Origin of the sequence: Qipengyuania gelatinilytica (assembly GCF_019711315.1) — a bacterium.
Taxonomy (GTDB): Bacteria; Pseudomonadota; Alphaproteobacteria; order Sphingomonadales; family Sphingomonadaceae; genus Qipengyuania; species Qipengyuania gelatinilytica.
In genome coordinates this window covers 1,302,709-1,328,247 of sequence record NZ_CP081294.1, presented here as the reverse complement: position 1 = coordinate 1,328,247, position 25,539 = coordinate 1,302,709, and the positions used below count along the sequence as shown (strand labels likewise).

The window sequence follows — 25,539 nt, the reverse complement described above, 5'->3', positions numbered from 1 at the left end:
AAGGCAATGAGCGGAATAAGAAACGGCAAGGATCCAGAAGGCGTCGAAGATGTCATCGGCGAACTCGACGAGCTTGCGTCCGAGAACGACGAGGTCTGCATAGCCGATGTGCTCGACGATTTCGGCGCGCGCAGTTTCGGCCCCGTCATCATGATCTTCGCCCTTATCGAAATTACCCCCATCGGGGCCATTCCCGGCGTGCCGACCACTCTTGCTTCGATCATCGCGTTGATTGCCCTGCAGATGCTGTTCGGCAAGGAGCACATCTGGATGCCGCAATTCGTCCAGAAGCGATCGGTCGAATCGAAGAAACTGCACAAGGCCGTGGGCAAGCTGCGCGGCGTAGCGCACTGGCTCGATGGACACAGCAAGGACAGGCTGAGCGCGCTTACGCAAGGCCTCTGGTTGAAGGTTGCCGCGCTGGCAATCGTCATCCTGTGCGTCACCGTGCCGCCGCTCGAATTCCTGCCCTTTGCCAGTTCCGGCCCGATGCTGGCCATTGCTGCGATCGGGCTTGCCCTGATCGTGCGTGACGGGTTGGTGATGCTTTTCGCCCTGGCGCTTGCCGTTGCTGCGCTGGGCGGCGGGACTTATTACTACTACACCTCCGGCGATGAAGAGGGCAGCTCGAGCGCATGGACTGCTCCGCTCGATGAAGGGCCGACCTTGACCTGATCGCGTCGCCCGGCGCACAGTTGCGCAAGGGGAGGATACGCGATGCACAAACTCATCGGAGTCGCAGCTGCAGGCCTGTTTCTCGCAAGCTGTAGCGACGGGTTGCCGGCGGACGCGACCGAGGCGCAATCCGGCGATGACACCGACACTATCGAGCTCGCCGAATTCCCCGATCGTCCATATTGGGGCGACACCCATCTCCACACCGACGTCTCTGTGGATGCCTTCGGTTTCGGCGTTCGCCTCGGGCCGGAAGACGCGCTGAAGTTCGCGCGCGGGGAACAGGTGACGGCGACCACGGGCATGACAGCCAAGCTCGACCGCCCGCTCGATTTCCTCGTCATCGCCGATCATTCCGATGCGATGGGCGCGACGCGCAGGCTTTACGATGCACCGCGCATGATGGTCCGCGATCCCACGCTGCGCCGCTGGTACGACATGATGCACGAAAGCCCCGAGCAATCGACGCGCGCGGTGGCCGAACTCATCACGGCAGCGGCGAATGACGAAATTCCCGAAGCGCTGCGCGATCCCGCACAGCAAGAAAAGAACACGCGCGAATTGTGGGATCGTCATCTCGACATCCTCGACCGCTATAACGAGCCGGGCAGGTTCACCGCCTTTGCCGGGTTCGAATGGACGCTGATGCCGGGCGGCAACAATCTGCACCGCGTCGTCATGTTCAGGGATGGCAGTGCGAGGACCCGCGAAATCCTTCCTTATCCGGGGATCGACGGCGAGGTCACCGGCCTGTGGGATTATATGGACGCCTACGAGGATAACACCGGCGGCAAGGTGCTGGCGATCCCGCACAATTCCAACCTGTCGAACGGCATGATATTCGAACTGACCGGGCCCGATGGCGGGGCGATGAGCGCGCAATATGCCCGCCGCCGTGCCGCGCGCGAGCCGGTTGTCGAGGCGACGCAGATCAAGGGCGACAGCGAGACGCATCCCTTCCTCTCGCCGAACGACGAGTTCGCAGGCTTCGGTGTCGCCGGCTGGGACTTGGGCAATCTCCCGCTGACCGCAAAAGCCACGCCGGACATGTATGCCGGCAGCTATGTCCGCTCGGCGCTGCTGCGCGGGCTCACACTGGAACAGCAGCTCGGGGTCAATCCCTACGCCTTCGGCCTGATCGGCTCGACCGACAGCCACACCGCACTCGCCACCGGTGACGAGGACAATTTCTTCGGCAAGCACACGGGCAACGAACCGCGTGCAGGCCGCGCCATGGAAGGCCAGAACCTCGGCACACGGGTCGGCCGGTTCGGCTGGCATTACCTTGCTGGCGGCTATGCGGCTGCCTGGGCGAGGGGGAATACGCGCGCGGAAATCTTCGATGCCTTCATGCGCCGCGAAGTCTACGCAACGACCGGCCCGCGCATGGTGGTGCGCCTCTTCGCAGGCTTCGACTTTACCGATGGCGACTGGGACGGCGACTGGGTCCGCACAGGCTATACGCGCGGCGTGCCGATGGGCGGCGAGCTGGAAGACAGCGGCAAGGCTCCAACCTTCCTGATCAGCGCCCTGAAGGATCCCGACGGGGCGAATCTCGACCGCGTGCAGATCGTGAAGGGCTGGGTCGATGCGAGCGGTGAGGCCCGCGAAAAGGTTTACGATGTCGCGTGGAGTGCGCGCGAGATGGACGGCGCTTCGGATTCCCCCGTTCCGCCGGTCGGCGACACGGTCAACCGGAGCGAGGCGACCTACGAGAACTCGATAGGCGCTCCGGAACTGCGGGTTACCTGGACCGATCCCGATTACGTCCGGGGACAGCGCGCCTTCTACTATGTGCGCGTGATCGAAATCCCCACGCCGAGCTGGGTCCTGTTCGATGCTAAGCGCTTCGGTCTCGACCTGCCAGCAGACGTGGTGGAGGCGAATGTCATCCAGGAGCGCGCCTATTCCTCGCCCGTCTGGCTGCGAGAGCGCCGCGCGCCGGGTGATGCACCGCCGATCATGGACGAGGGATGATACGAGGGCTGCTGCGCGATCCGCTTGCGCATTTCCTGATTGCCGGGGCCGCGATCTGGGGCGTGCTCGCGCTTGCGGGCGATCCGGTCGATCCGGCCGAGCGCACGATCACCTTGACCCGCGAGCAGCAGGCCGGGCTCGCGCTCGGTTTCGAGCGTACGATGGGCCGCCCGCCGACCGATGCCGAACTCGATGCCCAGATCGAGCGCTGGACGCGCGAGGAAGTGCTCTACCGGGAGGCCTTGCGGCTGGGCCTCGATCGGGGCGACCCGGTCGTCAGGCGGAGGCTGGCCGCCAAGATGGACGAGCTCGCCGGGGCCGAGGTTGAGCTGGCGCAGCCTTCCGAGGCTGAACTGAAGGAGTGGCTGGCGGACAATCCGGCGGCGTTCGAAACCGGTGGAACGCTGACGTTCGAACAGGCCTATTTCGCCAGCGAAGACGAGGCATTGGCCGCGCGTGACGGCGGAGAGCCCGTCGGTCAGGCGATCAGCCTGCCCGGCTCGGTCGAAGGCATGGACGAGCGAGAAGTGGCGCAGGTTTTCGGGAGCCAGTTCGCGGGGGAAGTCGCGCGGCTTGCTGCCGGGCCGCAGTGGCAGGGCCCGATAGCTTCGGGTTTCGGCTGGCATCTTGTGCGCCTGACCAAGCGTGACGAAGGCAAGATCCCACCTTTCGGCGAGATCAGGGAACGGGTGGAGGCGCAATGGCGAAGCCGTACCATCCAGGCGCGGCGCGAGAAGGCCTATGAGCTGCTGCGCGATGCCTACCGGATCGAGGTCGAATGATCCGCTGGTTGCTTGCGCTTGTGCTGCTTGTCATCCCGGCGGTCGCTTCGGCAGACGAGTTGCGGCCCGTGTCGATCCAGTTCGAACAGGTCTCTGCCACCCAATGGTCGCTGGGCTGGCGCGAGCCGCGCGCCCCGCGGGCAATTGGCGAACCGGTGCGACCGATCCTGCCCGGCAATTGCCAGTTCTCCGGCGAGCCCGGGATTATGATCGCGCCTGCGGTCGCGACAGGGCGCGCCGAGGTGAGATGTTCGGGCGATGTGGCAGGACAGGAGATGGGCTGGAGCTTCCCCGCGCCGGGCGAGGCGATCCTGCGTGTCGCTCCCACGGACCGGCCCGTGCAGGTGCACCGGCTCACACCAGAAGCCCCGCTTGCGACCATCGCCGAGCGTCCGTCGAGCGCGCAAGTGTGGCTCAGCTATTTCCTGATCGGAGTGGAACACATCCTCGCGGGATGGGACCATCTCCTGTTCGTCATCGCGCTGGTCCTGCTTGTGCGCGGCGGCTGGGCGGTCGTGAAAGCGGCGACAGCCTTCACCATCGCGCATTCGATCACGCTGGCAGGCACGACGCTTGGCCTGACCGGTTTGCCTCAGCGACCGGTCGAGGCGCTGATTGCCCTGTCGATCGTATTCCTCGCGGTGGAAATCGCTCGCGGCACGCGCGAGACACTGACCCGCCGCCTGCCTTGGCTGGTCGCCTTCATATTCGGCTTGCTCCACGGCTTCGGCTTTGCAGGCGCCCTGCGCGAAATCGGCCTGCCCGAAGGCGAGGTGCCCGCCGCGCTCATCAGTTTCAACCTCGGTGTGGAGGCCGGCCAGTTGCTGGTTATCGCCGCCGTACTCGTGGCGGTCGCAGCGCTACGCCGTATCAGGCCCGGTCTCGAGGCGCGGGCGATCCGCATCGCCTCCTATCCCATCGGGATAATCGGGGCTTACTGGCTGATCGACCGCGTAATCGGCTGAGGGTCGCCGCCGAGCGCCTGCCACAGCAGCACCCGGGCGCGCTTGGCACGGCCCAGCGCAGCCGCTGCACGTTCGCCGCTCGCATCGGCTGCGCGCCGCGCCTCGAGTACGGTGAGGAAATCGGCAAGGCCAGCCTCCTGACGTGTTTCGGCAAGGCGCGCGGCCCGCTGCAGGCTTTCTGCCTCGGAGTTGGCCGCGGCGAGTTCGCGGTCGGCTGCTGCGACGAGGCTATAGGCTGCTTCGGCATCACCAAGCGCGGTATAGACGGCGCCCCGATAGGCTTCGAACGCCGCGCGCTTTCCAGCGGCGGCACCGTTGATCTCGGCCTCGATCCGACCGAAGTCGAGCAATGGTCCGGCAATGGTGGCGGCGATGGAGCCGACGATGCTGTCCTCATCGAACAGGTCGCCGGGGCTGAAGGCGAGCAGGCCGAGTGCTGCCGACAGGTCGAATGTCGGAAAGCGGCGGCGTGCGGTCGCGGCAAGCTCGGCATCGGCTGCGGCAAGCCCGGCGGATGCGGCGAGGATATCGGGCCGGTTGACCAATAGCGAGGAGGGCAAGGCAACCGGCGGAGCGGGAAGCTCGGTGTCCGGAGCCCCCAGCGCCATGGCCGCCCGCACCTGCATGCCGCCCTGTGCGGTCAGGGTGACGAGCCTGCCGGTTAGGCGCGCACGCTCGCTGTCCAACGCGGCAAGGCGGCTGCGCGAAGCATTGGCGGCGCTTTCGGCGCGCACGCGGTCGAAACCCGGCGCAATCCCGGCGCGTTCGCGCACGCCCGCCAGCCGCGCCAGTTCCTCGGCAGCGGCGATGTCGCTTTCAATCTCCTCCTGCCGGGCTTCGAGCGTGCGCCAGTCGATCACACTCGCAGCGATCTCGGCGAGCAATGCGTTGCGAACGGCGAGGGCCGAAGCGTCGGCGGCATCGACGCGGGCGAGCGCCGCGCGTTCCTGTGCGCGCAGGCGGCCGAAGATATCGAGATCCCAGCGCGCCGTCAGGTTGGCGGCATAGGCAACGCGTTCGGTGTCAAAGGCGATCCCCGGAGGCAATGAAGTGCCGAATTGCGCGGGATTGGTGCGGGTGCCCGTGACGGATGCGTTGGCACCGATAGCGGGCAAGCGCTCCGCCCCGGCTCGCGCGGCTCCTACACGGGCCTGTTCGATCCGTGCAACGGCCTCGCCGAGTGTCGGGGACCCTGCCAGCGCTTGCGCCGCAAGCGTGTTGTAGGCGGGATCGGAGGTCGGCAGGAGTGCGGCAAGCTCCGCGCCCGTTCCTGCGTCAGGTGCGTGGAAGAACTGCTGCGGCAGGACCGGCGTCGGCGTCGCGACTTCGGGCGGAGGTCCGCCCGCACAGGCCGACAGGGCTAGCGCGCTTGCGGTAAGGAACAGTGCGCGCATCATTCGCCAGCCTTGGCCGGCATATAGGCATCGACCTGCTGGCCGACACGGAACAGGCCGTTGTCGCCAACCGCTTCCGCAGGCAGTTCGTAGATCACCTGCAGGACGCGCACATCGACGCGTTCGGCAGCCGAATTGGTGAGCGAACGCTTGGGCACGACCAGCGGCTCTGCACGAACGAAGCTGGCCTGCACCTGCTGGTCCGACGCGCCGCGCGGGCTGACGGTGGCCGGTTCGCCCATGGCAAGGCGCGGGGCCTGTTCCTCGTCGATATCTATGCGGACGTGCATCGGCTGGGTCTGGCCCATTTCGATGAAAGGCTGCGAGCCGCCACCACCCATGGTGCTGACATATTCGCCCTTGCGGATATTCACCGCGAGGATTTCGCCCGCGATCGGGGCGCGCACGGTCAGGCGCCCCAGTTCTGTCCGGGCCGACCCTGCGCGCGCCTGGGCGGCATCGAGCCGCGCGCGTGCGAGGCTGAGGCGCTCGGCAGCGGCGCTGGCTTCGCCTTCCGCGCGGATCACTTCGCTGCGGCTGACCGCGGCGGGATCGTCGACATTGCGATAGAGCGCAAGCTGGCTTGCGGCAGTGGCCTGTGCGCTCTGCGCTTCGGCGATGGCTGCACGCGCTTCGGCAATCGCGGCGTTGGCTTCGCGCAGCTGCGCCCGCACGGCGCGATCATCGACGGTGAACAGCGTCTGGCCTTCGCTCACGCGGTCGCCGGGCTGGACGTAGAGACCGGTCACGAGACCCGAGAGGGCCGATCCGACTTGGACCAGTTCGCTCGACGGTTCGACGATACCCGAACCTGCGACACGCGCTTCGTCAGCCAGCGCTTCGGGTGTGCGCGGCGGTTCGCGGTCGGGATCGGACAATTCGCGATCGGGCTGTCCAGACAGGATGAAAATCGCTGCGAAGATCAGTCCGACCACCGCGATCACCGGCAGGATCTGCCGCGAGAAGCTCAAATTGCGAATGTCTAGTGCCATCTCAGTGGTCCTCCGGCATGTCGGTGCCGTCATGCTTTACTTTCCCGTCCTCGAGCACGAGGATACGGTCGGCCATGTCGAAAATGCGGTTGTCGTGGGTGACGATGATGCAGGCGCGGTCCTTGGCGACGGCGACTTCGCGCAGCAGGTCCATCACGCGGCGGCCCGAGGCGGCATCGAGCGCCGCGGTCGGCTCGTCGCAGACGACGAGACGCGGTTCGTGCACCAGAGCACGCGCAATGGCGACGCGCTGCTGCTGCCCGCCCGAAAGCTGGTTCGGCAGCTTGTCGGCCTGGTCGCCGATGTTGAGTTTCTCCAGCATGGCGACGGCTTTTTCGCGCGCATCGTGCCGGTCCATCCCCTGCGCGATTAGAGGCACGGCAGCGTTGCTGGCGGCATCGATCGAGGGGATCAGATTGTACTGCTGGAAGATGAAGCCGATGTTGTTCAGCCGGAAGTCGACCAGCTCATCATCGGACAGGTCGTAGATGTCGGTGCCGAAGACCTTCACCTCGCCCAAGGTCGGCCAGAGGATGCCGCACATGATCGAAATGAGCGTCGTCTTGCCCGATCCGCTTTCGCCGACGAGGAAGGTGAGTTCGCCCGCCTTCACGTCGAGATCAATCCCGTGCAGCACGGTGATCGTCTGCTGGCCCGCCTTGAAATCGCGCGTCACTCCGCGCGTGGAGATCGCAGGGCCAGAAGAGACCGGGCCGCTCACCGGAACACCGCCGCAGGTTCGGTCTTGAGCACTCTGCGCAGCGCTAGCCAGCCGGTCAGCGCCAGGATCAGGGCGACGGCGACGAGGCTGATAATCGGGATCTGCCAGGGAATGTAAAAGCCCTTGAATTGCGGGTTTGCGGAGAAAGCCTGAATGAAGCCGACCGTCCCCAAGACACCCAGGCCGTAGCCTATGAGGCCGACCAGACCGGCTTGCGCGGCAACCATGGAGCGGATCTTGGAATTGGTCACGCCGATGGCTTTCAGTGCGCCGAATTGCTTGATGTTGTCGCGAATGAAGAGGCTGAAGGTCAGGCCGACGATGGCAACGCCAACAATGAAGCCGAGGGCCACGGTGATCCCGAAATTGATGGGAATGCCGGTATTCTCGATGATGAAATCGACCCCGTCGCGGGCGAATTCCTCGCGCGTCTGTGCCTTGAGGCCGGTGTCTCGCTCGATGCGTTCGGACAGCGCCTTTGCTTCCGCCGGATTTTCCGCGCCGACTAGGACGAAAGACAGGCGGTTGCGCGTGCCCGGCACGTAGTTCAGCGCCTGGCTGTACTTCGTATAGAGCACCACGGTGCTAGTGAAGCTGGGGACGGCATCGGCAATCCCGCGAATGACCGCGCGCTGGTCGTTCAGTTCCAGCCGCTCGCCGATGGGCGACTGGCCCGGGAACATGCGCGTCGTGCCGACATCGTCGATGATCACGCTGTCGGGCTGCGAGAGGACGTCGATCGAGCCTTCGACCATGTTCTTGGGCAGTCCGATCAGCGTCGCATCGTCCACACCGATCACGGCCACGCCTTCCAGATCGCCGTCCTTGGTCCGTACCGAAGCCTGCGCGCGGATATGCGGGACCGCCCACTCCACCCCGGGAACCCCGCGCACCTTGTCGAGCGCGGTGGAGGGCATGGCATAGGCGACATCGGTCGTGCGGCTGACCGGGTCCATGACCCAGACATCTGCGCTCGAGACATTGTAGACGCCGCTGGCGCCGCGTTCGAGGAGGTTGACGAAGATCGTCAGCTGCTGGGTGATGAGCAGGGTCGAGAACGCGATGCCGAACACGAGCCCGAAGAACTTCTGCGGATCGCCTGTCAGCATGCGGATGGCTATCCAGATCATGTTTTGGCGACCTCTGCTTGCGTTGACGGGGCGACTCGTTCATTACTGAACGATGGCGTTCAACTGAACGGGACCGTTCATTTTGTCAAGCGACGTGAAGAGGGCTGGAAGGCCGGCAGACAAGGCCAAGCGCGAGGCGATCCTCGACGCGGCCGGTCGTGCCTTCTTCCAATCGGGATTCGCGGCAACTTCGATCGAGCAGGTCGCGGCCGATGCCGGCGTGTCCAAGGTCACCGTGTACAACCACTTCGGCGACAAACGCGGCCTGTTTGCCGCCGCAGTGGAACTCGAATGCGAAAAGATGCGCGGTCAGTTCCAGGCAGCGCCGGACCTGCGCGGGACGCTGCGCCAGCGGATGACCGCGGTGGGCGAGGCGATGATGGCCTTCCTGTCGCGCCCCGAAATGGTCCAGTTCGAACGCCGTATCGCTGCGGAAACCGAACATGAGCCGGAGATCGGCGCCGCTTTCCTCGCCTCGGGGCCGCACCGGATGAAGGCGGCCTTTGCCGGCCTCATGCGGGCAATGGTCGAGGCGGGCGAGGTCGAGATCGACGATGTCGAGCTCGCGGTCGAACAGTTCGCCAGCATGTGCAAGGGAATGGGCGACCTGGAACGGCGTTTCGGCCATCCTGTCGACCCGGTTCGCGACCGCCAGCGCATCGAAGGTGCGGTCGAGGTGTTCTGCCGGGCCTACGCAGTCGATGAGTGTGATCGCGATTAGCGCCGAAATACCCTCTGTGCTAAACTTGTCATTCACACGCCCGCCCCTACATCAGCAATTCCAGGAAAGGATTGCACCCAGCAATGCGTGACGAAAACGAAAACCAGTCGCCCGAGCCCGATGGCAACGGCCCCAACCCGTGGATCAAGAGCCTCATGGTATGGGGCGGCGTCTTCCTCGGCCTGCTGCTGGTGGTTTCGCTGTTCGGCGGCGGCAGCCAGCCGGCTGGTACTCCGCTGCTCTATTCCGATTTCAAGGACAAGGTTGCCGAAGGTCAGATCGCATCGGTGGTAATTTCCGACGAGACCATCGTCGGCAAGACGACCGCTGGCGAAGCGTTCAGCACGATCCCTGTCCGCAACGATCCCAAGCTGACCGAGTTGCTGGAAGAAAACGGCGTCCAGTATTCAGGCAAGGAAGCCGATAACGGCAACATGCTGATCTATGCGCTGATCCAGATCCTGCCGTTCCTGCTGATCCTCGGCATCGCCTTTTTCGCCCTGCGACAGGTCCAGAAGGGCGGCGGTGCGGGCGGCGCGATGGGCTTCGGCAAGTCCAAGGCCAAGATGCTCACCGAAAAGCAGGGCCGCGTCACCTTCGACGATGTCGCCGGCATCGACGAGGCGCGCGAGGAACTGGAAGAGATCGTCGAGTTCCTGAAGGATCCGCAACGCTTCTCCAAGCTTGGCGGCACCATCCCCAAGGGTGCGCTGCTGGTCGGTTCGCCCGGTACCGGCAAGACGCTGCTCGCACGCGCCATCGCGGGCGAAGCGGGCGTGCCTTTCTTCACCATTTCGGGTTCGGACTTCGTCGAAATGTTCGTCGGCGTGGGCGCAAGCCGCGTGCGCGACATGTTCGAACAGGCCAAGAAGAATGCACCGTGCATCCTCTTCATTGATGAAATCGACGCCGTCGGTCGCAGCCGTGGCCATGGCCTCGGCAATTCGAACGACGAGCGCGAGCAGACGCTGAACCAGCTGCTGGTCGAGATGGACGGCTTCGAAGCCAATGAAGGCATCATCATCATCGCGGCGACCAACCGCCCCGACGTGCTCGACCCCGCGCTGCTGCGCCCGGGCCGTTTCGACCGCCAGGTCGTGGTGCCGATCCCCGATATCGACGGCCGCGAGAAGATCCTTGCCGTCCACATGAAGAAGGTGCCGCTGGCTCCCGACGTGAACCCGCGCACCATCGCGCGCGGCACGCCCGGCTTCTCGGGTGCTGATCTCGCCAACCTCGTCAACGAAGCAGCCCTGCTTGCGGCGCGCCGCAAGAAGCGCCTCGTCGCAATGCAGGAATTCGAGGACGCCAAGGACAAGGTCATGATGGGCGCCGAGCGCAAATCCATGGTCATGGACGAGGACGAGAAGAAGATGACCGCCTATCACGAGGCAGGCCACGCGCTGGTCTCCTTGAACGAGCCGGCATCGGACCCGATCCACAAGGCGACCATCATTCCGCGCGGCCGTGCGCTGGGCATGGTGATGCGCCTGCCGGAACGCGACAATTACTCGTACCACCGCGACAAGATGCACGCGAACCTCGCAGTCGCCATGGGCGGCCGCGTTGCGGAAGAAATCATCTTCGGCCACGACAAGGTCTCGAGCGGGGCGAGCGGCGACATCCAGTATGCCACTGACCTGGCGAAGAACATGGTCACCAAGTGGGGCATGTCCGACAAGCTTGGTCCGCTGATGTATGAGGAAAGCCAGGAAGGCTATCTCGGCATGGGCCAGACGGCGCGGACCATGGCCGGTGCGGAAACCAACAAGATGATCGACGCCGAGATCAAGGAATTGGTCGAGGGCGGCCTCAAGCGCGCGCAGGAAGTCCTGACCGCACAGGAGGACAAGCTCCACCTACTCGCCCAGGCACTGCTTGAGTACGAGACGCTGACTGGCGAAGAGATCGACCGGCTGATGAAGGACGGCAAGATCGACCGCCCCGACGAGCCCAAGGGCCCTGTCGCCGTGCGTCCGGCGGGCAGCTCGACTGTTCCCAAGGCAGGCAAGAAGTTCGGCGGTTCGGGCGACGGAGCCCCTGCAGGGGCCTGATATCCGCCAAGAGCCAATGGGAAGGGCGCCGCGGGGAAACCCTCGGCGCCCTTTCTGCGTTTGGACTGGATACATCAGCTATTTCGAAGGTCAGACCATGAACCGCACCTACTCTGCCATTATTGCCCTCGCCGCACTTTCAGGCGTCGCCGCCTGCTCGCAGGAAACCCAGGATGATGCCGCGCGCACTGTCGATCTCGCAGGAGACGATATCGAAGCCAACGCAGCCGTGGTGGGCGAAGTGATCGAGGAAGGCGCGAAGGACGCGGCCGGTGCGGTCAGCGAAGGCGCTGCCAACCTCGAACAGCATATCGAGGAAGGCGACAAGGAAACGCCCGGCCCGGCACCGATCCTCGGTGACAACCTCAACAGCGATCAGGCCGATCCGAAGGACTAGTTCAGAAGGCGCCGAGCAGCAGCAATAGCTGGAGGAAGATCGTGAGTACGATCATGATGAACAGCGTCAGCACGCCGAGGCGCCAGAAGGCCGAGAATCGCGAGAGCCCATAAGCCCCGCGCAAGTGCTTGTAGATGTGGATCGGCGGGACCAGTATCGACGCGAGGACGATGAAACCTTCGGGCACACCGGCAAGCCCCGCGAGCGTGATCGTGAGGATGAGCAAGGTCATGAAGCTCAACGAATAGGTCACGAAAATCGCGTGGTCATAAGCCTTGAACTTGCGTCGCCATGCGAAGAGCAGCCACACGAAGGGTATCGACAAGGGTATCAGCAGCCAGCTGAACTTGTAGAAATTCGTCTGCAGTTTGTAGAGCATCAGCGTAGGGTTCGAGCGCCACTTCTCTATGCCCTTGTCCAACCAGGCGATACCGGTGCCTTCCTTCATCGATTTGCCGATCGAGTTACCCAGGGCAAAGGACTGGGTGGTCTCGATCGCCTGGTAGGCCTCTTCCGCCTCGGCGATTTCCGCCTCCAGTTCGGCGCGCCCGGGATCGTCGGCCGACATGGCCGCCAGTTCCGCCTTCGATGTTCTCAGCGCCTTCCCGGCCTCTACCTTGACCCGGTCGATCGAGTTTTTGACCTCTACCGGGCTATCGGCGCGCAGGTCGGTCGGCGTGGAAATCCCCGCCAACTGGAAGACGGCGAACATCAGGAAAATCACGAAGAGGAACAGCGCCATGGGAGACACGAAGCGCGCACGCTCGCCATCGATATAGCGGCGGGTCAGTTCTCCGGGCTTGAACACAAGCTTGGGCAGCGTCTTCCACGTGCGGCCTTCGAAATGCAGCGCGCCGTGGAGCAGGTCGTGCAGGAAAGCGCCGAGCGTGCGGTGGAGATGCGCCTGCTGGCCACATTCATGGCAGTGCGGGCCGACAAGCGCGGTACCGCAATTGAGGCAAGTCCCTTCGGCGAAGTGGCCCTTTTCGAGCGGGGTTCCGTTCTTGCCGCGGCCGTCGATGGCCTTGGCGAAAAGACCGCCTTCGACCGCCGTTCCGATTGCATCGCCGATATCGCTCACGAATTCCCCCTTGCCGTGCCGACGCATCATAGGCCGCCATGGCGCAGACGCAAACCGCCACGATTGGACTTGCAGCAGCTGGGCCGCCTTGCGAAAAGCCCGACATGGACGCCATCGGCACTTCGGCTGAGTTATACGCCCTTGGCGCAATGGCGGGCGTGTTCGCCCTGTTTGCAGGTATCGAACTCCTCGTACCGGCAAGGAGCACGCCGCGCGGCAAGCGGTGGGTGACCAATCTGGCGCTCTTCGCCATCGACACGCTGGCTGTGCGCCTGCTGGTCCCGCTGCTGATGGTCGGTGCAGCCGCCCTGGCGCAAGATCGCGGCTGGGGCCTCTTTAACCAGGTCGAGATCCCGCAATGGGCCGGTATCATCGCAGCGATCGTCGCGATGGACCTTGCGCTTTTTTTCCAGCACTGGGCGACCCACCGGATCCCGCTGCTCTGGCGGTTGCACAAGGTCCATCATTCCGATCCCGCCTTCGACGTGACGACCGCGGCGCGTTTCCACCCCATCGAGATCATGGCGAGCATGGTGTTCAAGATGGCAGTCGTGGTCGCGCTGGGCCTGCCGGTCTGGGGCGTTTTCCTGTTCGAGCTGGTCTTCAACCTCGCCACGCTTTTCACCCATGCGAACTTCGCGCTGCCCAAGGGGCTGGAAACGCCGGTTCGCGCCGTGCTGGTGACGCCCGACATGCACCGCATCCACCACTCGGCGATCGAACGCGAGACGAACAGCAATTACGGCACGCTGCTGTCTGGCTGGGATCGCCTCTTCGGCACTTACGTGGGCAAGGGGCAGGGCAAGCTCACGATCGGGCTCGAGGAATACCAGGACAAGCGCCCCCATGCGCTGGGCTGGAGCCTGCTGCTTCCGTTTCGCAAATAAGGGCGGACCAAATGAAAAACCCGCCCGGTGAGGGGCGGGTTTTCATGTTTGCAGCCAGTCCGAAGGATCAGCCTTCGTAGTCTGCCCCGATCGAGGTCGAGCGGGTCGGTGCCGATGCGGTGATGCGCAGCGCTTCGGCCGACTGGCTCAGCGAGCCGACTTCATCCATCTCGTCATCGTCGTCCGGAAGGATCTTCTGCAGGTTGGTGACTGCAGCTTCCTTGAGATCCTTCGGCTTGACCGTCTGTTCCGCGATTTCGCGGAGCGCGACGACGGGGTTCTTGTCGCGGTCACGGTCGAGCGTGATTTCCGCACCGCCCGAAATTTCACGTGCCCGCTGGGCGGCCAGCAGGACGAGATCGAAACGGTTGGGAACCTTGTCTACGCAATCTTCGACGGTAACGCGCGCCATGGGCACTCCGATGCAAAATCAAAAGAGAATCTGGAAAGCGCGCGAAATAGGGTCGACAGCCGCGATAGTCAAGGATTTGCGCCTTTCGCCACACGCGCTAAAGCATCTGGCACATGGGAGAGCCAGCCACTCAAGCCGAACCGGTCGCGTTTCGCGATCCCCCGCCCTTTTCGGTGGAGGCCCAGGGCCAGTCGCTCACCTTCTATCCGGCAGGCGATGACCGGCGCAAGGCGCTGATGGCGCTGGTCCGCTCTGCGCAGCGCACGCTCGATGTCTGCTTCTACATTTTTGCCGAAGACGATGTGTCGACCGAACTGCGCGATGCGCTGTGCGATGCGGCCTCGCGCGGTGTCGAAGTCACGCTGATCATCGACCGCTTCGGCGCCTCGGCGACAGAGAAATTCCTCCAGCCGCTCGTGGATTGTGGAGGGCGCTGTCTCTACTTCAGCCCGCGCTGGTCGATGCGCTACCTCATTCGCAACCACCAGAAGATGGTCATTGCCGATCGCGAGCGGGCGATGTTCGGCGGCTTCAACATCGAGGACGATTACTTCGCGCCGCCCGAACGCAATGGCTGGAACGATCTTGCCATCCATATCGAGGGCGACGGGGTCGAGGGCCTGAACGACTGGTTCGCCAAGCTGCGCGCCTGGACCGAGGACGGTAGGGCGCATTTCCGTGCGATCACGAAAACGGTTCGCAACTGGGAATGGAAGTCCGGTTCGGGCCGCGCGCGCTGGCTGGTGGGTGGGCCAACCCGCGGGCTGTCGACCTGGGCGCGGCGTATCTCGCAGGACATGAAGGAAGGCTCGAGGCTCGATATCTTCATGGCCTACTTCTCGCCGCCCTATACCCTGCTCAAGCGGATCGCGGGCGTGGCGAGGCAGGGCGAGACGCGCCTGCTCATGGCCGCCAAGAGCGACAATGGCGCCACGATCGGCGCGACGCGCTCGCTCTACAAATACCTGCTCAAGCGCGGTGCGAAGATCTGGGAATTCTCACCCTGCAAGCTGCACACCAAGCTGCTCGTGCTGGATGATGCCGTCTACATGGGCAGCGCCAATTTCGACATGCGCAGCCTCTACATCAATCTGGAAATCATGCTAAGGATCGAGGACAAGGCGCTGGCCGACAAGATGCGCGAATTCGTCACGCAGCACATCGAGGCTTCCGAAGAGATTACGCTGGAAAAGCACCGCAAGCGGGCGACGCTGTGGAACCGGTTCCGCTGGTCGCTCGGGTGGCTGCTGGTGTCCGTGATCGACTATACCGTCACCCGGCGTACCAACCTCGGCATTTAGGCCCTATTCGTAATCTTCGTAGCCACCGCGCATTTCGGGCGAGGTGAACTTGGTGAACTCGCTCTGGAACAGGAGCGGGACATTGCCGGTCGAGCCGTGACGCTGCTTGGCGACGATCAGCGTGGCGCGGTTGACCAGCTCCAGGTGGCGCGCTTCCCAGTCGGCATATTTCTGGCGCACGTCCTCGCTGCTGGTCTCGTCCGGCGTGTCGGGCTTCAGGGCATTGTGGTAATATTCGCCGCGGAAGATGAACCAGACCATGTCGGCGTCCTGCTCGATCGAGCCGGATTCGCGCAGGTCGGAAAGCTGCGGGCGCTTGTCCTCGCGCTGCTCCACCGCACGGCTGAGCTGCGAAAGCGCAATAACCGGCACATGCAGTTCCTTGGCGAGCGTCTTGAGACCACGGCTGATCTCCGAGATTTCGTTGACGCGGTTGTCGTTAGCGCGCCCCGAACCCTGGAGCAGCTGCAAATAGTCGACGATGACGAGGCCGATATCGTGGCGGCGCTTCAACCGTCGTGCGCGGGTGCGCAGCGCACCGATGGTGAGACCGGGGGTGTCGTCGATATAAAGCGGGAGCTCGTTCAGTTCCTGGCTGGCAAAGGACAGGCGCTGGAATTCTTCCTTCGACAGCTTGCCCGAACGCAGCTTCTCCGAGGAAATCTCCGCGGTCTCGGCAAGGATACGCGTGGCCAGCTGGTCGGCGCTCATTTCGAGGCTGAAGAATGCGGTGGCTGCACCCGGCGATTCCTCGCCCTCGATACCGATCTTCTTGTCGTCCATCAGGCGGCGCGCCGCGTTGAAGGCGATGTTGGTCGCAAGCGAGGTCTTACCCATGCCCGGACGGCCGGCGAGGATGATGAGGTCGGAATTGTGGAGGCCGCTGGTCTTGTCGTTGACCGTCTCGAGGCCAGTCGTTTTTCCTGAGAACTTGCCGCCCGAATTGATCGCGGCCTCGACCATCTTCAACGCGCCGAGTGCGGCGGTGCGGAAGTCCTGCGCCTCGCTGCCCGTCGTTGCGCCCTCGGCCACCTTGTAAAGGTCTGCCTCGGCCTGGCTGATGCGGTCCATCGGCGCGACTTCGTCGGACGTATCGAGCGCGCCTTCGACAAGGTTGCGGCCGACGCTGACGAGTTCGCGCAGCAGGGCGAGGTCGTAGATCTGCTCGGCCAGCTTGCCGGTCGCGAGAAGTCCCTGTCCGTCGGCGGTCAGCTGCGCGAGATAGGTCACCCCGCCGAGCTGCTTCAGGGCCTCGTCGCTTTCGAAATAGGGCTTCAGCGTCACCGGCGTTGCGACCGAGTTGCGGTCGATCAGCTTGTGGATGCGCTCGTAGATGCGCTGGTGCACCGGTTCGAAGAAATGATGCGGCTGGAGCGGGGTGTTGAGCTCCTGCACGACCTGGTTGTCGATCAGCACCGCGCCAAGGAAAGCAGCCTCTGCCTCGACGTTACTGGGCAGGGTCTGGCCCTGCACGTCCTTGGCAGGGGTCGAATCAGTGGCGGGGAAAAGGAGATCGGTGTCGGCCATGCGGAGACTGTTGCCCGTGAAACGGGTGCACTGGCAAGGCGAGGATGCCACAGTACGGCTGTGGATAGCGGGGAAGAGTCTGCAACCCCTTGCCCCGCACCCTCGCAGTTGCGAAAGCAGCCTTCGAACAATGACCGAATCCGCACCCCTCTCCGGCGACCAGCGCATTGCGAAGATCGAGCTCGACGAGGAGACGATCATCTGGCGCAATGCCGATATCGAACAGGAACGGCGCATCGCCATCTTCGACCTGATCGAGGAGAACACGTTCAAGCCGGTGCGCGCGGCAGAGCGCGGCGCCAACGGTCCCTATCACCTGCGTCTCGCGGTTCGCGACGGGCGGCTTTTGCTCACGATTGCCGACACGGACGACGAAGTGCTCGAGGAATTGTTGCTCGGCCTTGCGCGTTTCCGCCGTCCGATCCGCGAATATTTCGCGATCTGCGACAGCTATTACCAGGCAATCCGCAAGGCGACGCCGGGCGAGATCGAGACGATCGACATGGCCCGCCGCGGCATTCACAACCGTGCCGCCGAACTCCTGCTGGAACGGCTGGATGGCAAGGTCGAAACCGATTTCGCGACCGCGCGCCGCCTCTTCACGCTGATCTGCGTGCTCCATATCAAGGGCTGAGGCGATGGCGCGCAGGAAGAAGAAGAGCCGTTTCGGGCTGGTCGTGAAACTGGCGTTGCTGCTGGCGCTGGTCGGTGGCGGCTACTGGCTCTGGCTTCAATACGAACAGCGCGGCTGGCGGCCCGACGAGACCGCCTATCCCGACCAGGGCGCACTGGTCGGGGAGGGTGACGGCGCGGTCGATTTCGAAGTGCTCAAGGGGCTGGGCGCCGGCTTCGTCTACCTCGAGGCCAGTCGCGGCGCGCGGGGGAAGGACGCCAATTTCTCGCGTAATCTCGAAGCTGCCCGCGAAGCCGGATTGCAGGTCGGTGCGGTCCACCTTTTCGACCCTTGCGAAACAGCTGACGGACAATCGGCCAATTACGTCACCATCGTCCCGCGCGATGCGGAACTGCTGCCGCCCGCGATCCGCCTGACGCGGACAGCCGACCAATGCTTCGAACGCGTTTCGGAGGCCGCGGTCCAGAGCGAACTGCTGACGCTGGTAAACCAGATCGAATCGCACACCGAAGCACCGGTGGTGCTGGCTCCCGGCGAAGAATTCGAACGCCGCTATCGCCCTGCGCGCCGGCTCGAACGCGCGCTCTGGCTCGATGGCGATATGACGGAGCCCGACTATGGCGGGCGTCCCTGGACCGTGTGGACCGCCAATTCGGCCTACGCCAGCGAAGCAGCAGAGAAGCCCTTGCGCTGGCTGGTCGTGCGACCCTAAAGACTCTCACTAGCAAGTTTTGCGGGGGAACATCTTGAAGATTTTCGCTTTTTTGGCCGCTTTGGCGGGAATACAGGCGCATCCGCAAGACGCGGGCACTTGTATTCGCACCTTTTCGCATGGAGACGAGCTTGAGGTCGTGCTCCCTTCAGAGGAAATGATGCCGCGCCTAGTCGTCAAAAACGACAACTCGGGGTTTGCTTTTGTCAGGCTGAGGGGCATCGATAGCGCACAGCTTAGGACCGTGTTTGTCGAGGCAGGGCGCACGGTGACCCTTGAGAACATTGTGCCCGGTCGATATGAAATTCTCGTCGCATATCGAGGCTCGCTAGCCGCCGATTGCCACAATTTCGCTGGCGGGCAGCTCGAGCGATTCGAAGGTGTTTACGAGTTTGAGCGGATCAAAGAGACCGAGCAAACAAGCGAAGGCACGATTACAAAAATCTCAGCAACGGTGGGCGAGATCACGTTGTACGAAGTCGAAGACGGCAATGTCGAAACCAAGGAGGTTTCGCTGGAGTATTTCAATCAACCTTAGAGACGAGCGCATGACCGACGAAGAGCTGATCGCTGCCGCACGCGGCGCCGCCGAAAACTCCTATTCGCCCTATTCGAACTTTGCCGTGGGCAGCGCGCTGCGCTTTGCCGATGGCAGCGTGATCACGGGGACGAATATAGAGAATGCGAGCTACGGCCTCGCGCTGTGTGCAGAGACGGTCGCGGTCTCGAAGGCCATGGCCGATGGCGTGCGCGGCGGTCTGGAAGCCGTGGCGGTAACCGGGCCGGGTGACGCGCCCATCACGCCATGCGGCCGCTGCCGGCAAGTGCTCAACGAACTGGCGCAGCTTGGCGGCACCGATCCGCTGATCCTGTGTGTCGGTCCCAACGAGGTCCGACGGGTCAAACTCAGCGAATTGCTGCCCGACGCCTTCGGACCCGCAAGCCTCGACTAAGCCTTTCTTCACGTTTCGGGCGTAGCTGGATTTCGTGGCGCAATCTGCGCTCGGAGTACTTCGCATGAAGTTCGTTCAACTCGACTCGCGCGGCGGGAATTACCTCGTCGTCGCAAGCAATGTCGCCTGGCTGCGTGTGGGCGAAAACGGCCAGACGCTGGTCGGCATCGTGGGCGGCCAGCCGCTGCTGGTTACCGGCACGCCCGAAAGTGTGGCTGAAAAGATCCTCGCCGGCTGACTATGAGCCCATTCCGGGTCTGACCATTTGCGGTTCGAAGCCTGAGAGAATTTCGATTCGCGCGGTCTTTTGCTTTCTGTCGACGGAGTGGACCAGAATTTCTGAGCCTAGAAACTCGACAGTCTGCGGGAAAGGGCCGCGAACCTGGAAGTGGCGGCTTATATACTTTTCGTCATCCGGATCGCCTTTGCCGAAGGAGAAATACCATTCTTCGATCGTGTAGCCCTCTTCACTTTTTTCGCGGTGGATGATGCGCGTGTCGAATTTCACGATTTTCGAGCCGATCTTATCGATCTTGACGCGGACATCGCGTGCTCTGTCGCCCGCCGCATACTCGCGTTGCGAGAAGGGAATGGGCGTGATTGCAGTGATATACGGCGATCGCAACGGATTGGGGTTGAGAACCGCAAAATCAAATGTGCCGTCATCGTCACGATCGTTCAGGCACAGGCGAATGCTTCCTCCTGGCGTGGAAAACAACGCACTCCCGAAGGCTTTGCGCAGTTCCTTTGTCGCGGTCTTCCAGTCCTCACAATAAAAGGTGCGCGAGGTGCCAAGCTCCTCGGCAAGGGCGCCGTCCAGTATCGTCCCGTTCAACGGAACTCCGGCTTCGAGAGTAGTCTCATATGCCCCGATCTGCAGTGTATGAGTCTCATCCAATGTCACATGGTCAGGCGCGACGAGAATGCCATCCAAAACGAAATCCCCCTTGCGGACTTCGAGGACCCCGGGCTCGGCATCGACCGGCAAGAGCAAGTCGGACTGCGTTGACATTGCGCCTGTCGCAGCCACTATCATCACGGCTCCTGGAATAAGCGCGCACGCCAACATCCATCGATTTTTCATGCTGATGCGTCCAATTTTCTCTTGCGGCAATATTCGCCCGATCGTGCGCTGAGCAGCCTCAGGCGTCCTGCGCGTCCAGCCATTCGACCAGCGCCGCAAGGCAGTCGCGGGCGAGCATCTTGCAACGCTCGGGCGACCAGCCCTGCTCGGGCTCGGGATCGGCGTGGTTGTCCTTGTAAGGCATCTCCAGCGTCATCGAGGTCGCGCCGAAACGTTCGGCGACCTGCGTCGTACTCATCGAGAGGTTGGCCTTGCCCGGAGCGGCCTTGGTGTAACCCTGCTCGGTCTGGAAATCGGGCGTGCGGCGGTCGAGGATGCGCTCGTAGCTGTAGTAGCGCTCGCCATGCTCTTCGGTCCACGAGGGAATGCCTTCGTAGCCTGCAAGGAAGCTGACGGGGATCGCCTCGTCACCATGGACGTCCATCGCGAAATCGACGCCGGTCTTGTCCATGTGGTTGCGGATCGCGAGCACTTCGGGGCTGCGTTCTGCGGTCGGGTTTTCCCACTCGCGGTTGAGGTTGGCACCGGCGGCGTTGACGCGCAGGTTCCCGCGGCGCGAGCCGTCGGGATTGCAGTTGGGCACGATGTGCAGGCGGCACTTCTGGCGCAGCTTGCGACCGACGCTGTCCGAAGGATCGGTCAGTACTTCCAGCGCGCCTTCCATCCACCATTCGGCCTGCGTTTCGCCCGGATGCTGGCGCGCATAGAGCCATACGTTGAAGCTGCCTTCGCCCATTTCGAGGCAGTCGATCGGCTGGCCGTCGAGCGTATTGCCGAGCGCGACATGGTCGACGCCTTCCGACGCGGCAGCCTCGGCGATGAGGTCGTGATGACGCTCCATCGAATAGGGCGCGAAATAGGCGAACCAGGCGATGTCGCTGGCAGGCGTGTAGCGGATCGTCAGCGTGCCGCCCTGTTCGTCCTTGTCGTAAGTGGACGAGGCGCGGCCCCAGTAGTCGCGGTCTTCGGAAACGCAGGCGTCATAGCCGGGCCAGCCATCGGGATAGGCGCTGTCCGAAAGCTGCGTGATCTTCAGCACCAGTTCGCGGCCCTTCGCGCCGGCGACGCGGAAGTGGAACCACTGCTTGAACTCGCTGTTCGTATCCAGCGGAATGGCGAGCGTCGCAGTTGCGCCGTCCACCGACAGGACTTCGATGTTGCCGCTGTCGAAAGCTGAATCGATCCGGATATCGCTCACTCGGAGACCTCTACTTCTATGGTTTCGCCATTGTTGCCGGGAAAATCGCTGAATAGCGCGGCGGCCACCGTCTGCGCGTTGGCGGTTGATTGCGCAAGGGGGGAATTATCTTTCACTCGGAAGTCCGCGCGGCCTTCCCACAGGCTGGCGGACGTAGCGGCATCGCGGATCATCACGGCCAGTTCGGTGCCGACCTTGTCGCGTTCACCGCCGCCAAGGTTGATGCCGATGCCGACACCCACGCCAGAGCCATAGGTGCCGGTGCTGCCACCGACGCCCACGCTGACCGGCGAACGGCGCGCGCCACCTGCTTCGAGCACGTATTTCTCGAGGCTGACGGTCGCGATCTGGTCGGCGCTCTCGCGGTCGCTCTCGGTATAGCCGAGGCGAACGAGCTCTGCCGCTACGGCCGCCTTGTAGGGCGCGAGGAACAGGCTGTCGTCGTCCTGCCCGTCCATGCTCGCGACGAAGACCGTGCCCTGGGCGAGCTGTCCGGCGGTTTCAGGCGCCACGAAACGCGTGACCTCGACCGGGCCGGGCGCAGTCGCGCAGGCGGCGAGTGCGAGCGAGGCCATGGCGGCGGGAAGGAGGGTTTTGAGCTTCATGATGCGACCTTTCATGCGATGCGGATCTGGCGGGTGTGTCCCATTGAACGCTCGGGCGCGCGCAAGGCTCCGCAAGGCATGCGGGCGGCCTCTTAGGCAATTGCCCTTACCAAATCGTATGCTAGGCGTCGCTGCCATGGAACAGGACACAAAAGTGCCCGTGCTGGTTACCGGCGGGGCGGGGTATATCGGAAGCCACGCGGTGCTTGCGCTGAAGGATGCAGGCTGGCCGGTGGCGGTCATCGACAACCTTTCGACCGGCTTCGAATTCGCCATTCCCGATGGCGTTCCCCTTTATAAAGGCGACATTGCCGATGCCGACCTGCTCGCGCGCATCTTCGCCGAGCAGGGCACCAGGGCGATCATGCATTTTGCAGGTTCCATCATCGTGCCCGAATCGGTCGAGCAGCCGCTCGCCTATTACGAGAACAACACGGTGAAGAGCCGCGCGCTGATCGAGGCGGCGGTAAAAGGCGGGGTGGCGCATTTCATCTTCTCCAGCACGGCAGCGACCTATGGCATACCCGAAAGCTCGCCGATTTCGGAAGATTCGCCCAAGAGCCCGATCAATCCTTATGGCTGGTCGAAACTGATGACCGAGCAGATGCTTGCCGATGCGAGCGCGGCGCATGGCTTCAACTTCTGTGCGCTCAGGTACTTCAACGTGGCGGGCGCCGATCCGCAGGCGCGCAGCGGCCAGTCGACCGCGGGCGCGACGCATCTGATCAAGGTCGCCTGCGAGGCGGCAACCGGCAAACGTGACGGCGTGTCGGTCTTCGGTACCGATTACGATACGCCCGACGGCACCGGCGTGCGCGACTATATCCACGTCAGCGACCTGGCGAATGCCCACCTGCTCGCGCTCGAGGCGCTGATCGAGCAGGGCGATCGCTCGCTCACTATGAACTGCGGCTATGGGAAGGGCTTCTCGGTGCTCGAAGTGCTCGATGCCGTCGACCGCGTGACCAACACCAAGATCGAACGCCGGATGGAGCCGCGCCGTGCGGGTGATCCGGCAGAACTCGTGTCGGACCCGAGCCGCATCCGCGCCACCGTGCCGTGGCAGCCGAAACACGACGATCTGGGCGAAATCATCAGCCATGCGTTGCAATGGGAACGCAAACTCTCCGAAATTCGGGGAAATGCTTGACCAGAATCACCACGCTCGCTAACGGGCGCGCTTGAAATCGGCGCGTCGGGGCACCATCTCCGGCGCGTATTTATTTGATCAGAGAGAAACGATGAAGATCCGCAACAGCCTCAAGTCGCTCAAGAGCCGTCACCGCGATTGCCGCGTGATCCGTCGTCGCGGCCGCACCTACGTCATCAACAAGACCAACCGTCGCTTCAAGGCCCGCCAGGGCTAAGCTTCGGCTGCGCGGAAGGCTTCTTCCGCGATTGTCTATCGACCGGCCCGGCTCCGCAAGGAGTGCGGGCCGTTCGTGTTTGGGGATTCAGCGATGACGAATATGCCGGTCGATGCAGTGGTCTTCGATGTGGGGCGCGTGCTCTATCAGTGGCAGCTGTCTGCCCTGTTCGAAAAGATGATCGACGATCCCGCCCGCCTTGAGAAAGTGCTGGGTGAGGTGGTGACCGAGGAATGGCACTTCCTGCACGATGCGGGCCGTCCGCTCTCGCAGATGGTGCCCGAACGGATCGCGCTCTTTCCCGACTATGCCGAGGAAATCCGCGCCTATGCCACCCGCTTCAACGAGACCATTCCCGGGCCGGTAGAGGGCAGTCACGCGCTGGTCGAACGGCTGGACGAACGCGGCGTGCCGCTGTTTGCGATCACCAATTTCGGGGCGGAATTCTGGGCCGGTTTCCGTCCGCACGAGCGCATCTTCGACCGCTTCCGCGATATCGTCGTGTCGGGCGAGGAGCGGATCGCAAAGCCCGATCCGGCGATCTTCAGCCTGTCGGCCGAGCGTTTCGGCCACGCGCCCGAAGCCATGCTCTTCATCGACGATAATGCGGCCAATATCGAAGCTGCGCGGGGCTGCGGCTGGCAGGTGCACCATTTCACCGAGGCTGCATCGCTCGAAAGCGATCTTGCCGCGCGGGGCCTCATCTGACGCACGACAAAAAAGCCCCGGCGGGTCGCGCCGGGGCTTGAGGGTCCACCCTGATGGAGAGGGGGTGGGGGATCGGGTCGTCAACCGCTCAGCGGTTGCACTTTTCCAGCTTGGCTTCTTCCAGCGCTTCACCCTTCGCGGTGAAGGCGACGACTTCGCCGAGGTCGCGCTGGAGTTCGCGGCACATGCGCATCGGACGCGAGGTGCCCTTGCCGGCGACACAGGTCGTAGCCTGGCACTTCCAGGCGACGCCGCCAGCGATGACGGTGGTTTCTTCAGCCGGAGCTGCCAGCTGTGCGGTGTAGAACGGCTCTGTATCGCGTGCTTCTGCAACGGTGGGCATCGTCAGCGTGCCGAAACCGACGGTGGTGTAGGCGAGGGCAGCGCCAAGGACGCCGAGCTTTGCGCGGAGGGAGAGGGAGAGGGTCATCGATCATACCTTTCGGTTGGTGCAATTTTTACAACACCACTTGCGAAAAGAGCAATTTAGGTTTCTCTTTGCAACTGGTTGCGAATCGCTACCTACTTATATAGGTTGCATTCCACAACCCTTTTTTGCAAAAAATTTGGCAGCAGCCGAAAATCGGCTAGATAGGTTTCCGGAAGAGGACTGAAATTTATGGGCGATATCCGCGAACCTTTGCGCGAACTGACCGAATGCGGGCTGCCGCAGGCTCTTGAAGTCATGGGCGAACGCTGGAGCTTCATGATCCTGCGCGCCAGCTTCAACGGGCTGCACCACTTCGAGGAATTCCTCAGCGAACTCGGCATCGCGCGCAATATCCTGTCGAACCGGCTCGCCAAGCTGGTCGAACACGGCATCCTGCGCCGCGATCCCTGCCCCGACGATCGGCGCAAGATCGAATATCGCCTGACCGAAAAGGGTTTCGACCTGCTTCCCACCATGGTCGCCCTGCGCCAGTGGGGCCAGAAATACGGGCAGGAAGTCATCGAGAACCCGGTTCTCGTCGACGAGCGCGATCGCTTGCCGATCGGCCCGACCTCGATCCTCAGCCACGACGGCCGTATCCTCGGCCCGCAGGACTTGCACCTGGTAGAGCGCAGCAATCTCGGCATCCGTGCCGACGGCACCAAGGCCGAGCCGGGCGATGCGCTGGGCAATGGCTCGGTCGTCGACCTCGAAGCGCTGCGCAAGGCACGCGACGCCGCCTGAGCGATCCAGCGGAAAAGACGCCCGACGGCCGCTACATCATCGTACGCGGCCGCCTGTGGCGTACCAGTAATCCCGATCTCGACCCCGC

Annotated in this window: 29 protein-coding genes; 18 read left to right on the top strand and 11 right to left on the bottom strand. The window is 63.4% G+C overall.

The window, feature by feature from the left end:
* The first annotated feature begins 6 nt into the window (after positions 1 to 6).
* The 4 genes from K3136_RS06615 to K3136_RS06600 are packed head-to-tail and all read left to right on the top strand — an operon-like array spanning position 7 to position 4,399.
* Positions 7 to 675, top strand: coding sequence for an exopolysaccharide biosynthesis protein (locus K3136_RS06615; protein ID WP_221432068.1), 669 nt, complete (start codon positions 7 to 9; stop codon positions 673 to 675).
* A gap of 42 nt (positions 676 to 717) precedes the next feature.
* Positions 718 to 2,652, top strand: a complete 1,935-nt coding sequence (locus K3136_RS06610; RefSeq protein ID WP_221432067.1) for a DUF3604 domain-containing protein — start codon at positions 718 to 720, stop codon at positions 2,650 to 2,652.
* Entirely contained in the window at positions 2,649 to 3,434 is a 786-nt protein-coding gene (locus K3136_RS06605; protein ID WP_221432066.1) for a peptidyl-prolyl cis-trans isomerase, read from the top strand. The genes K3136_RS06610 and K3136_RS06605 overlap by 4 nt, the downstream gene beginning before the upstream one ends.
* A complete protein-coding gene (locus K3136_RS06600; RefSeq protein WP_221432065.1) occupies positions 3,431 to 4,399 on the top strand; it encodes a HupE/UreJ family protein in 969 nt (322 codons plus the stop codon). The genes K3136_RS06605 and K3136_RS06600 overlap by 4 nt, the downstream gene beginning before the upstream one ends.
* Here the strand turns inward: K3136_RS06600 and K3136_RS06595 are convergent.
* From K3136_RS06595 to K3136_RS06580, 4 genes are read right to left on the bottom strand one after another with little or no spacing between them, the layout of a single operon-like run.
* A complete protein-coding gene (locus K3136_RS06595) occupies positions 4,369 to 5,796 on the bottom strand; it encodes an efflux transporter outer membrane subunit (protein ID WP_247711461.1) in 1,428 nt (475 codons plus the stop codon). The genes K3136_RS06600 and K3136_RS06595 overlap by 31 nt on opposite strands.
* Positions 5,793 to 6,785: an efflux RND transporter periplasmic adaptor subunit gene (locus tag K3136_RS06590; RefSeq protein WP_221432064.1), complete on the bottom strand. Its 993-nt coding sequence runs from the start codon at positions 6,783 to 6,785 to the stop codon at positions 5,793 to 5,795. The genes K3136_RS06595 and K3136_RS06590 overlap by 4 nt, the downstream gene beginning before the upstream one ends.
* Before the next feature lies 1 nt (position 6,786).
* Positions 6,787 to 7,461: an ABC transporter ATP-binding protein gene (locus tag K3136_RS06585; protein ID WP_247711460.1), complete on the bottom strand. Its 675-nt coding sequence runs from the start codon at positions 7,459 to 7,461 to the stop codon at positions 6,787 to 6,789.
* A gap of 41 nt (positions 7,462 to 7,502) precedes the next feature.
* Positions 7,503 to 8,636: an ABC transporter permease gene (locus K3136_RS06580; protein WP_221432062.1), complete on the bottom strand. Its 1,134-nt coding sequence runs from the start codon at positions 8,634 to 8,636 to the stop codon at positions 7,503 to 7,505.
* Positions 8,637 to 8,730: 94 nt separating this feature from the next.
* Here K3136_RS06580 and K3136_RS06575 point away from each other — a divergent pair, with 94 nt between their 5' ends.
* The 3 genes from K3136_RS06575 to K3136_RS06565 all read left to right on the top strand — a co-directional run bounded on the left by K3136_RS06575 (position 8,731) and on the right by K3136_RS06565 (position 11,808).
* Complete coding sequence (locus tag K3136_RS06575; protein ID WP_247711459.1) at positions 8,731 to 9,357, top strand: TetR/AcrR family transcriptional regulator; 627 nt, start codon at positions 8,731 to 8,733, stop codon at positions 9,355 to 9,357.
* Between the two features lie 83 nt (positions 9,358 to 9,440).
* Positions 9,441 to 11,411, top strand: coding sequence for an ATP-dependent zinc metalloprotease FtsH (gene ftsH / locus K3136_RS06570; RefSeq protein WP_221432060.1), 1,971 nt, complete (start codon positions 9,441 to 9,443; stop codon positions 11,409 to 11,411).
* Between the two features lie 97 nt (positions 11,412 to 11,508).
* Positions 11,509 to 11,808, top strand: a complete 300-nt coding sequence (locus K3136_RS06565) for a hypothetical protein (RefSeq protein WP_221432059.1) — start codon at positions 11,509 to 11,511, stop codon at positions 11,806 to 11,808.
* Between the two features lies 1 nt (position 11,809).
* Here the strand turns inward: K3136_RS06565 and K3136_RS06560 are convergent, their stop codons facing one another.
* Positions 11,810 to 12,889 carry a DUF3667 domain-containing protein gene (locus tag K3136_RS06560; RefSeq protein WP_221432058.1) on the bottom strand — a complete coding sequence of 360 codons (1,080 nt, stop codon included), beginning with the start codon at positions 12,887 to 12,889 and terminating at the stop codon, positions 11,810 to 11,812.
* Between the two features lie 38 nt (positions 12,890 to 12,927).
* Between K3136_RS06560 and K3136_RS06555 the strand changes: the two genes are divergently transcribed.
* Entirely contained in the window at positions 12,928 to 13,776 is an 849-nt protein-coding gene (locus tag K3136_RS06555; RefSeq protein WP_247711458.1) for a sterol desaturase family protein, read from the top strand.
* 67 nt (positions 13,777 to 13,843) lie between these two features.
* Here the strand turns inward: K3136_RS06555 and rpoZ are convergent, their stop codons facing one another.
* Positions 13,844 to 14,188 carry a DNA-directed RNA polymerase subunit omega gene (gene rpoZ, locus K3136_RS06550; protein ID WP_221429348.1) on the bottom strand — a complete coding sequence of 115 codons (345 nt, stop codon included), beginning with the start codon at positions 14,186 to 14,188 and terminating at the stop codon, positions 13,844 to 13,846.
* Positions 14,189 to 14,301: 113 nt separating this feature from the next.
* Here rpoZ and K3136_RS06545 point away from each other — a divergent pair, with 113 nt between their 5' ends.
* On the top strand, positions 14,302 to 15,489 hold the full coding sequence (locus K3136_RS06545) for a phospholipase D-like domain-containing protein (protein ID WP_221432057.1): 1,188 nt from the start codon (positions 14,302 to 14,304) through the stop codon (positions 15,487 to 15,489).
* A gap of 3 nt (positions 15,490 to 15,492) precedes the next feature.
* Here the strand turns inward: K3136_RS06545 and K3136_RS06540 are convergent, their stop codons facing one another.
* The gene (locus tag K3136_RS06540) at positions 15,493 to 17,016 is read right to left on the bottom strand and encodes a replicative DNA helicase (RefSeq protein ID WP_221432056.1); all 1,524 of its coding nucleotides are present in this window, start codon (positions 17,014 to 17,016) and stop codon (positions 15,493 to 15,495) included.
* A gap of 130 nt (positions 17,017 to 17,146) precedes the next feature.
* Between K3136_RS06540 and K3136_RS06535 the strand changes: the two genes are divergently transcribed.
* The 5 genes from K3136_RS06535 (at position 17,147) to K3136_RS06515 (ending at position 19,553) form a co-directional block, all read left to right on the top strand.
* Positions 17,147 to 17,650, top strand: a complete 504-nt coding sequence (locus K3136_RS06535; protein WP_221432055.1) for a UPF0262 family protein — start codon at positions 17,147 to 17,149, stop codon at positions 17,648 to 17,650.
* A gap of 4 nt (positions 17,651 to 17,654) precedes the next feature.
* The gene (locus K3136_RS06530; RefSeq protein WP_221432054.1) at positions 17,655 to 18,362 is read left to right on the top strand and encodes a glycoside hydrolase family 25 protein; all 708 of its coding nucleotides are present in this window, start codon (positions 17,655 to 17,657) and stop codon (positions 18,360 to 18,362) included.
* 34 nt (positions 18,363 to 18,396) lie between these two features.
* The gene (locus K3136_RS06525) at positions 18,397 to 18,900 is read left to right on the top strand and encodes a hypothetical protein (RefSeq protein ID WP_221432053.1); all 504 of its coding nucleotides are present in this window, start codon (positions 18,397 to 18,399) and stop codon (positions 18,898 to 18,900) included.
* Between the two features lie 10 nt (positions 18,901 to 18,910).
* Entirely contained in the window at positions 18,911 to 19,315 is a 405-nt protein-coding gene (locus tag K3136_RS06520; RefSeq protein WP_221432052.1) for a cytidine deaminase, read from the top strand.
* 64 nt (positions 19,316 to 19,379) lie between these two features.
* Entirely contained in the window at positions 19,380 to 19,553 is a 174-nt protein-coding gene (locus tag K3136_RS06515; RefSeq protein ID WP_221432051.1) for a hypothetical protein, read from the top strand.
* Here K3136_RS06515 and K3136_RS06510 read toward each other — a convergent pair whose 3' ends face one another.
* The 3 genes from K3136_RS06510 to K3136_RS06500 all read right to left on the bottom strand — a co-directional run bounded on the left by K3136_RS06510 (position 19,554) and on the right by K3136_RS06500 (position 22,202).
* Positions 19,554 to 20,345: a hypothetical protein gene (locus K3136_RS06510; protein WP_221432050.1), complete on the bottom strand. Its 792-nt coding sequence runs from the start codon at positions 20,343 to 20,345 to the stop codon at positions 19,554 to 19,556. It lies immediately after the preceding gene.
* A 112-nt stretch (positions 20,346 to 20,457) separates the two neighbouring features.
* Positions 20,458 to 21,597: a M14 family metallopeptidase gene (locus K3136_RS06505; RefSeq protein ID WP_221432049.1), complete on the bottom strand. Its 1,140-nt coding sequence runs from the start codon at positions 21,595 to 21,597 to the stop codon at positions 20,458 to 20,460.
* A complete protein-coding gene (locus tag K3136_RS06500; protein WP_221432048.1) occupies positions 21,594 to 22,202 on the bottom strand; it encodes a DUF4136 domain-containing protein in 609 nt (202 codons plus the stop codon). The genes K3136_RS06505 and K3136_RS06500 overlap by 4 nt, the downstream gene beginning before the upstream one ends.
* A 136-nt stretch (positions 22,203 to 22,338) precedes the next feature.
* On the opposite strand from K3136_RS06500, the gene galE reads away from it, so the two are divergent.
* The 3 genes from galE (at position 22,339) to K3136_RS06485 (ending at position 24,277) form a co-directional block, all read left to right on the top strand.
* Positions 22,339 to 23,352 carry a UDP-glucose 4-epimerase GalE gene (gene galE, locus K3136_RS06495; RefSeq protein WP_221432047.1) on the top strand — a complete coding sequence of 338 codons (1,014 nt, stop codon included), beginning with the start codon at positions 22,339 to 22,341 and terminating at the stop codon, positions 23,350 to 23,352.
* A gap of 91 nt (positions 23,353 to 23,443) precedes the next feature.
* Positions 23,444 to 23,569, top strand: a complete 126-nt coding sequence (gene ykgO, locus K3136_RS06490; RefSeq protein ID WP_006833921.1) for a type B 50S ribosomal protein L36 — start codon at positions 23,444 to 23,446, stop codon at positions 23,567 to 23,569.
* Between the two features lie 93 nt (positions 23,570 to 23,662).
* Positions 23,663 to 24,277 (top strand): HAD family hydrolase, encoded by a 615-nt coding sequence (locus K3136_RS06485; RefSeq protein WP_221432046.1) that lies wholly within the window; start codon positions 23,663 to 23,665, stop codon positions 24,275 to 24,277.
* Positions 24,278 to 24,365: 88 nt separating this feature from the next.
* Here the strand turns inward: K3136_RS06485 and K3136_RS06480 are convergent, their stop codons facing one another.
* Positions 24,366 to 24,707 (bottom strand): CC_3452 family protein, encoded by a 342-nt coding sequence (locus tag K3136_RS06480; RefSeq protein WP_221432045.1) that lies wholly within the window; start codon positions 24,705 to 24,707, stop codon positions 24,366 to 24,368.
* 189 nt (positions 24,708 to 24,896) lie between these two features.
* On the opposite strand from K3136_RS06480, the gene K3136_RS06475 reads away from it, so the two are divergent.
* Positions 24,897 to 25,451, top strand: a complete 555-nt coding sequence (locus K3136_RS06475) for a winged helix-turn-helix transcriptional regulator (RefSeq protein ID WP_221432044.1) — start codon at positions 24,897 to 24,899, stop codon at positions 25,449 to 25,451.
* The last annotated feature ends 88 nt before the right edge of the window (positions 25,452 to 25,539 follow it).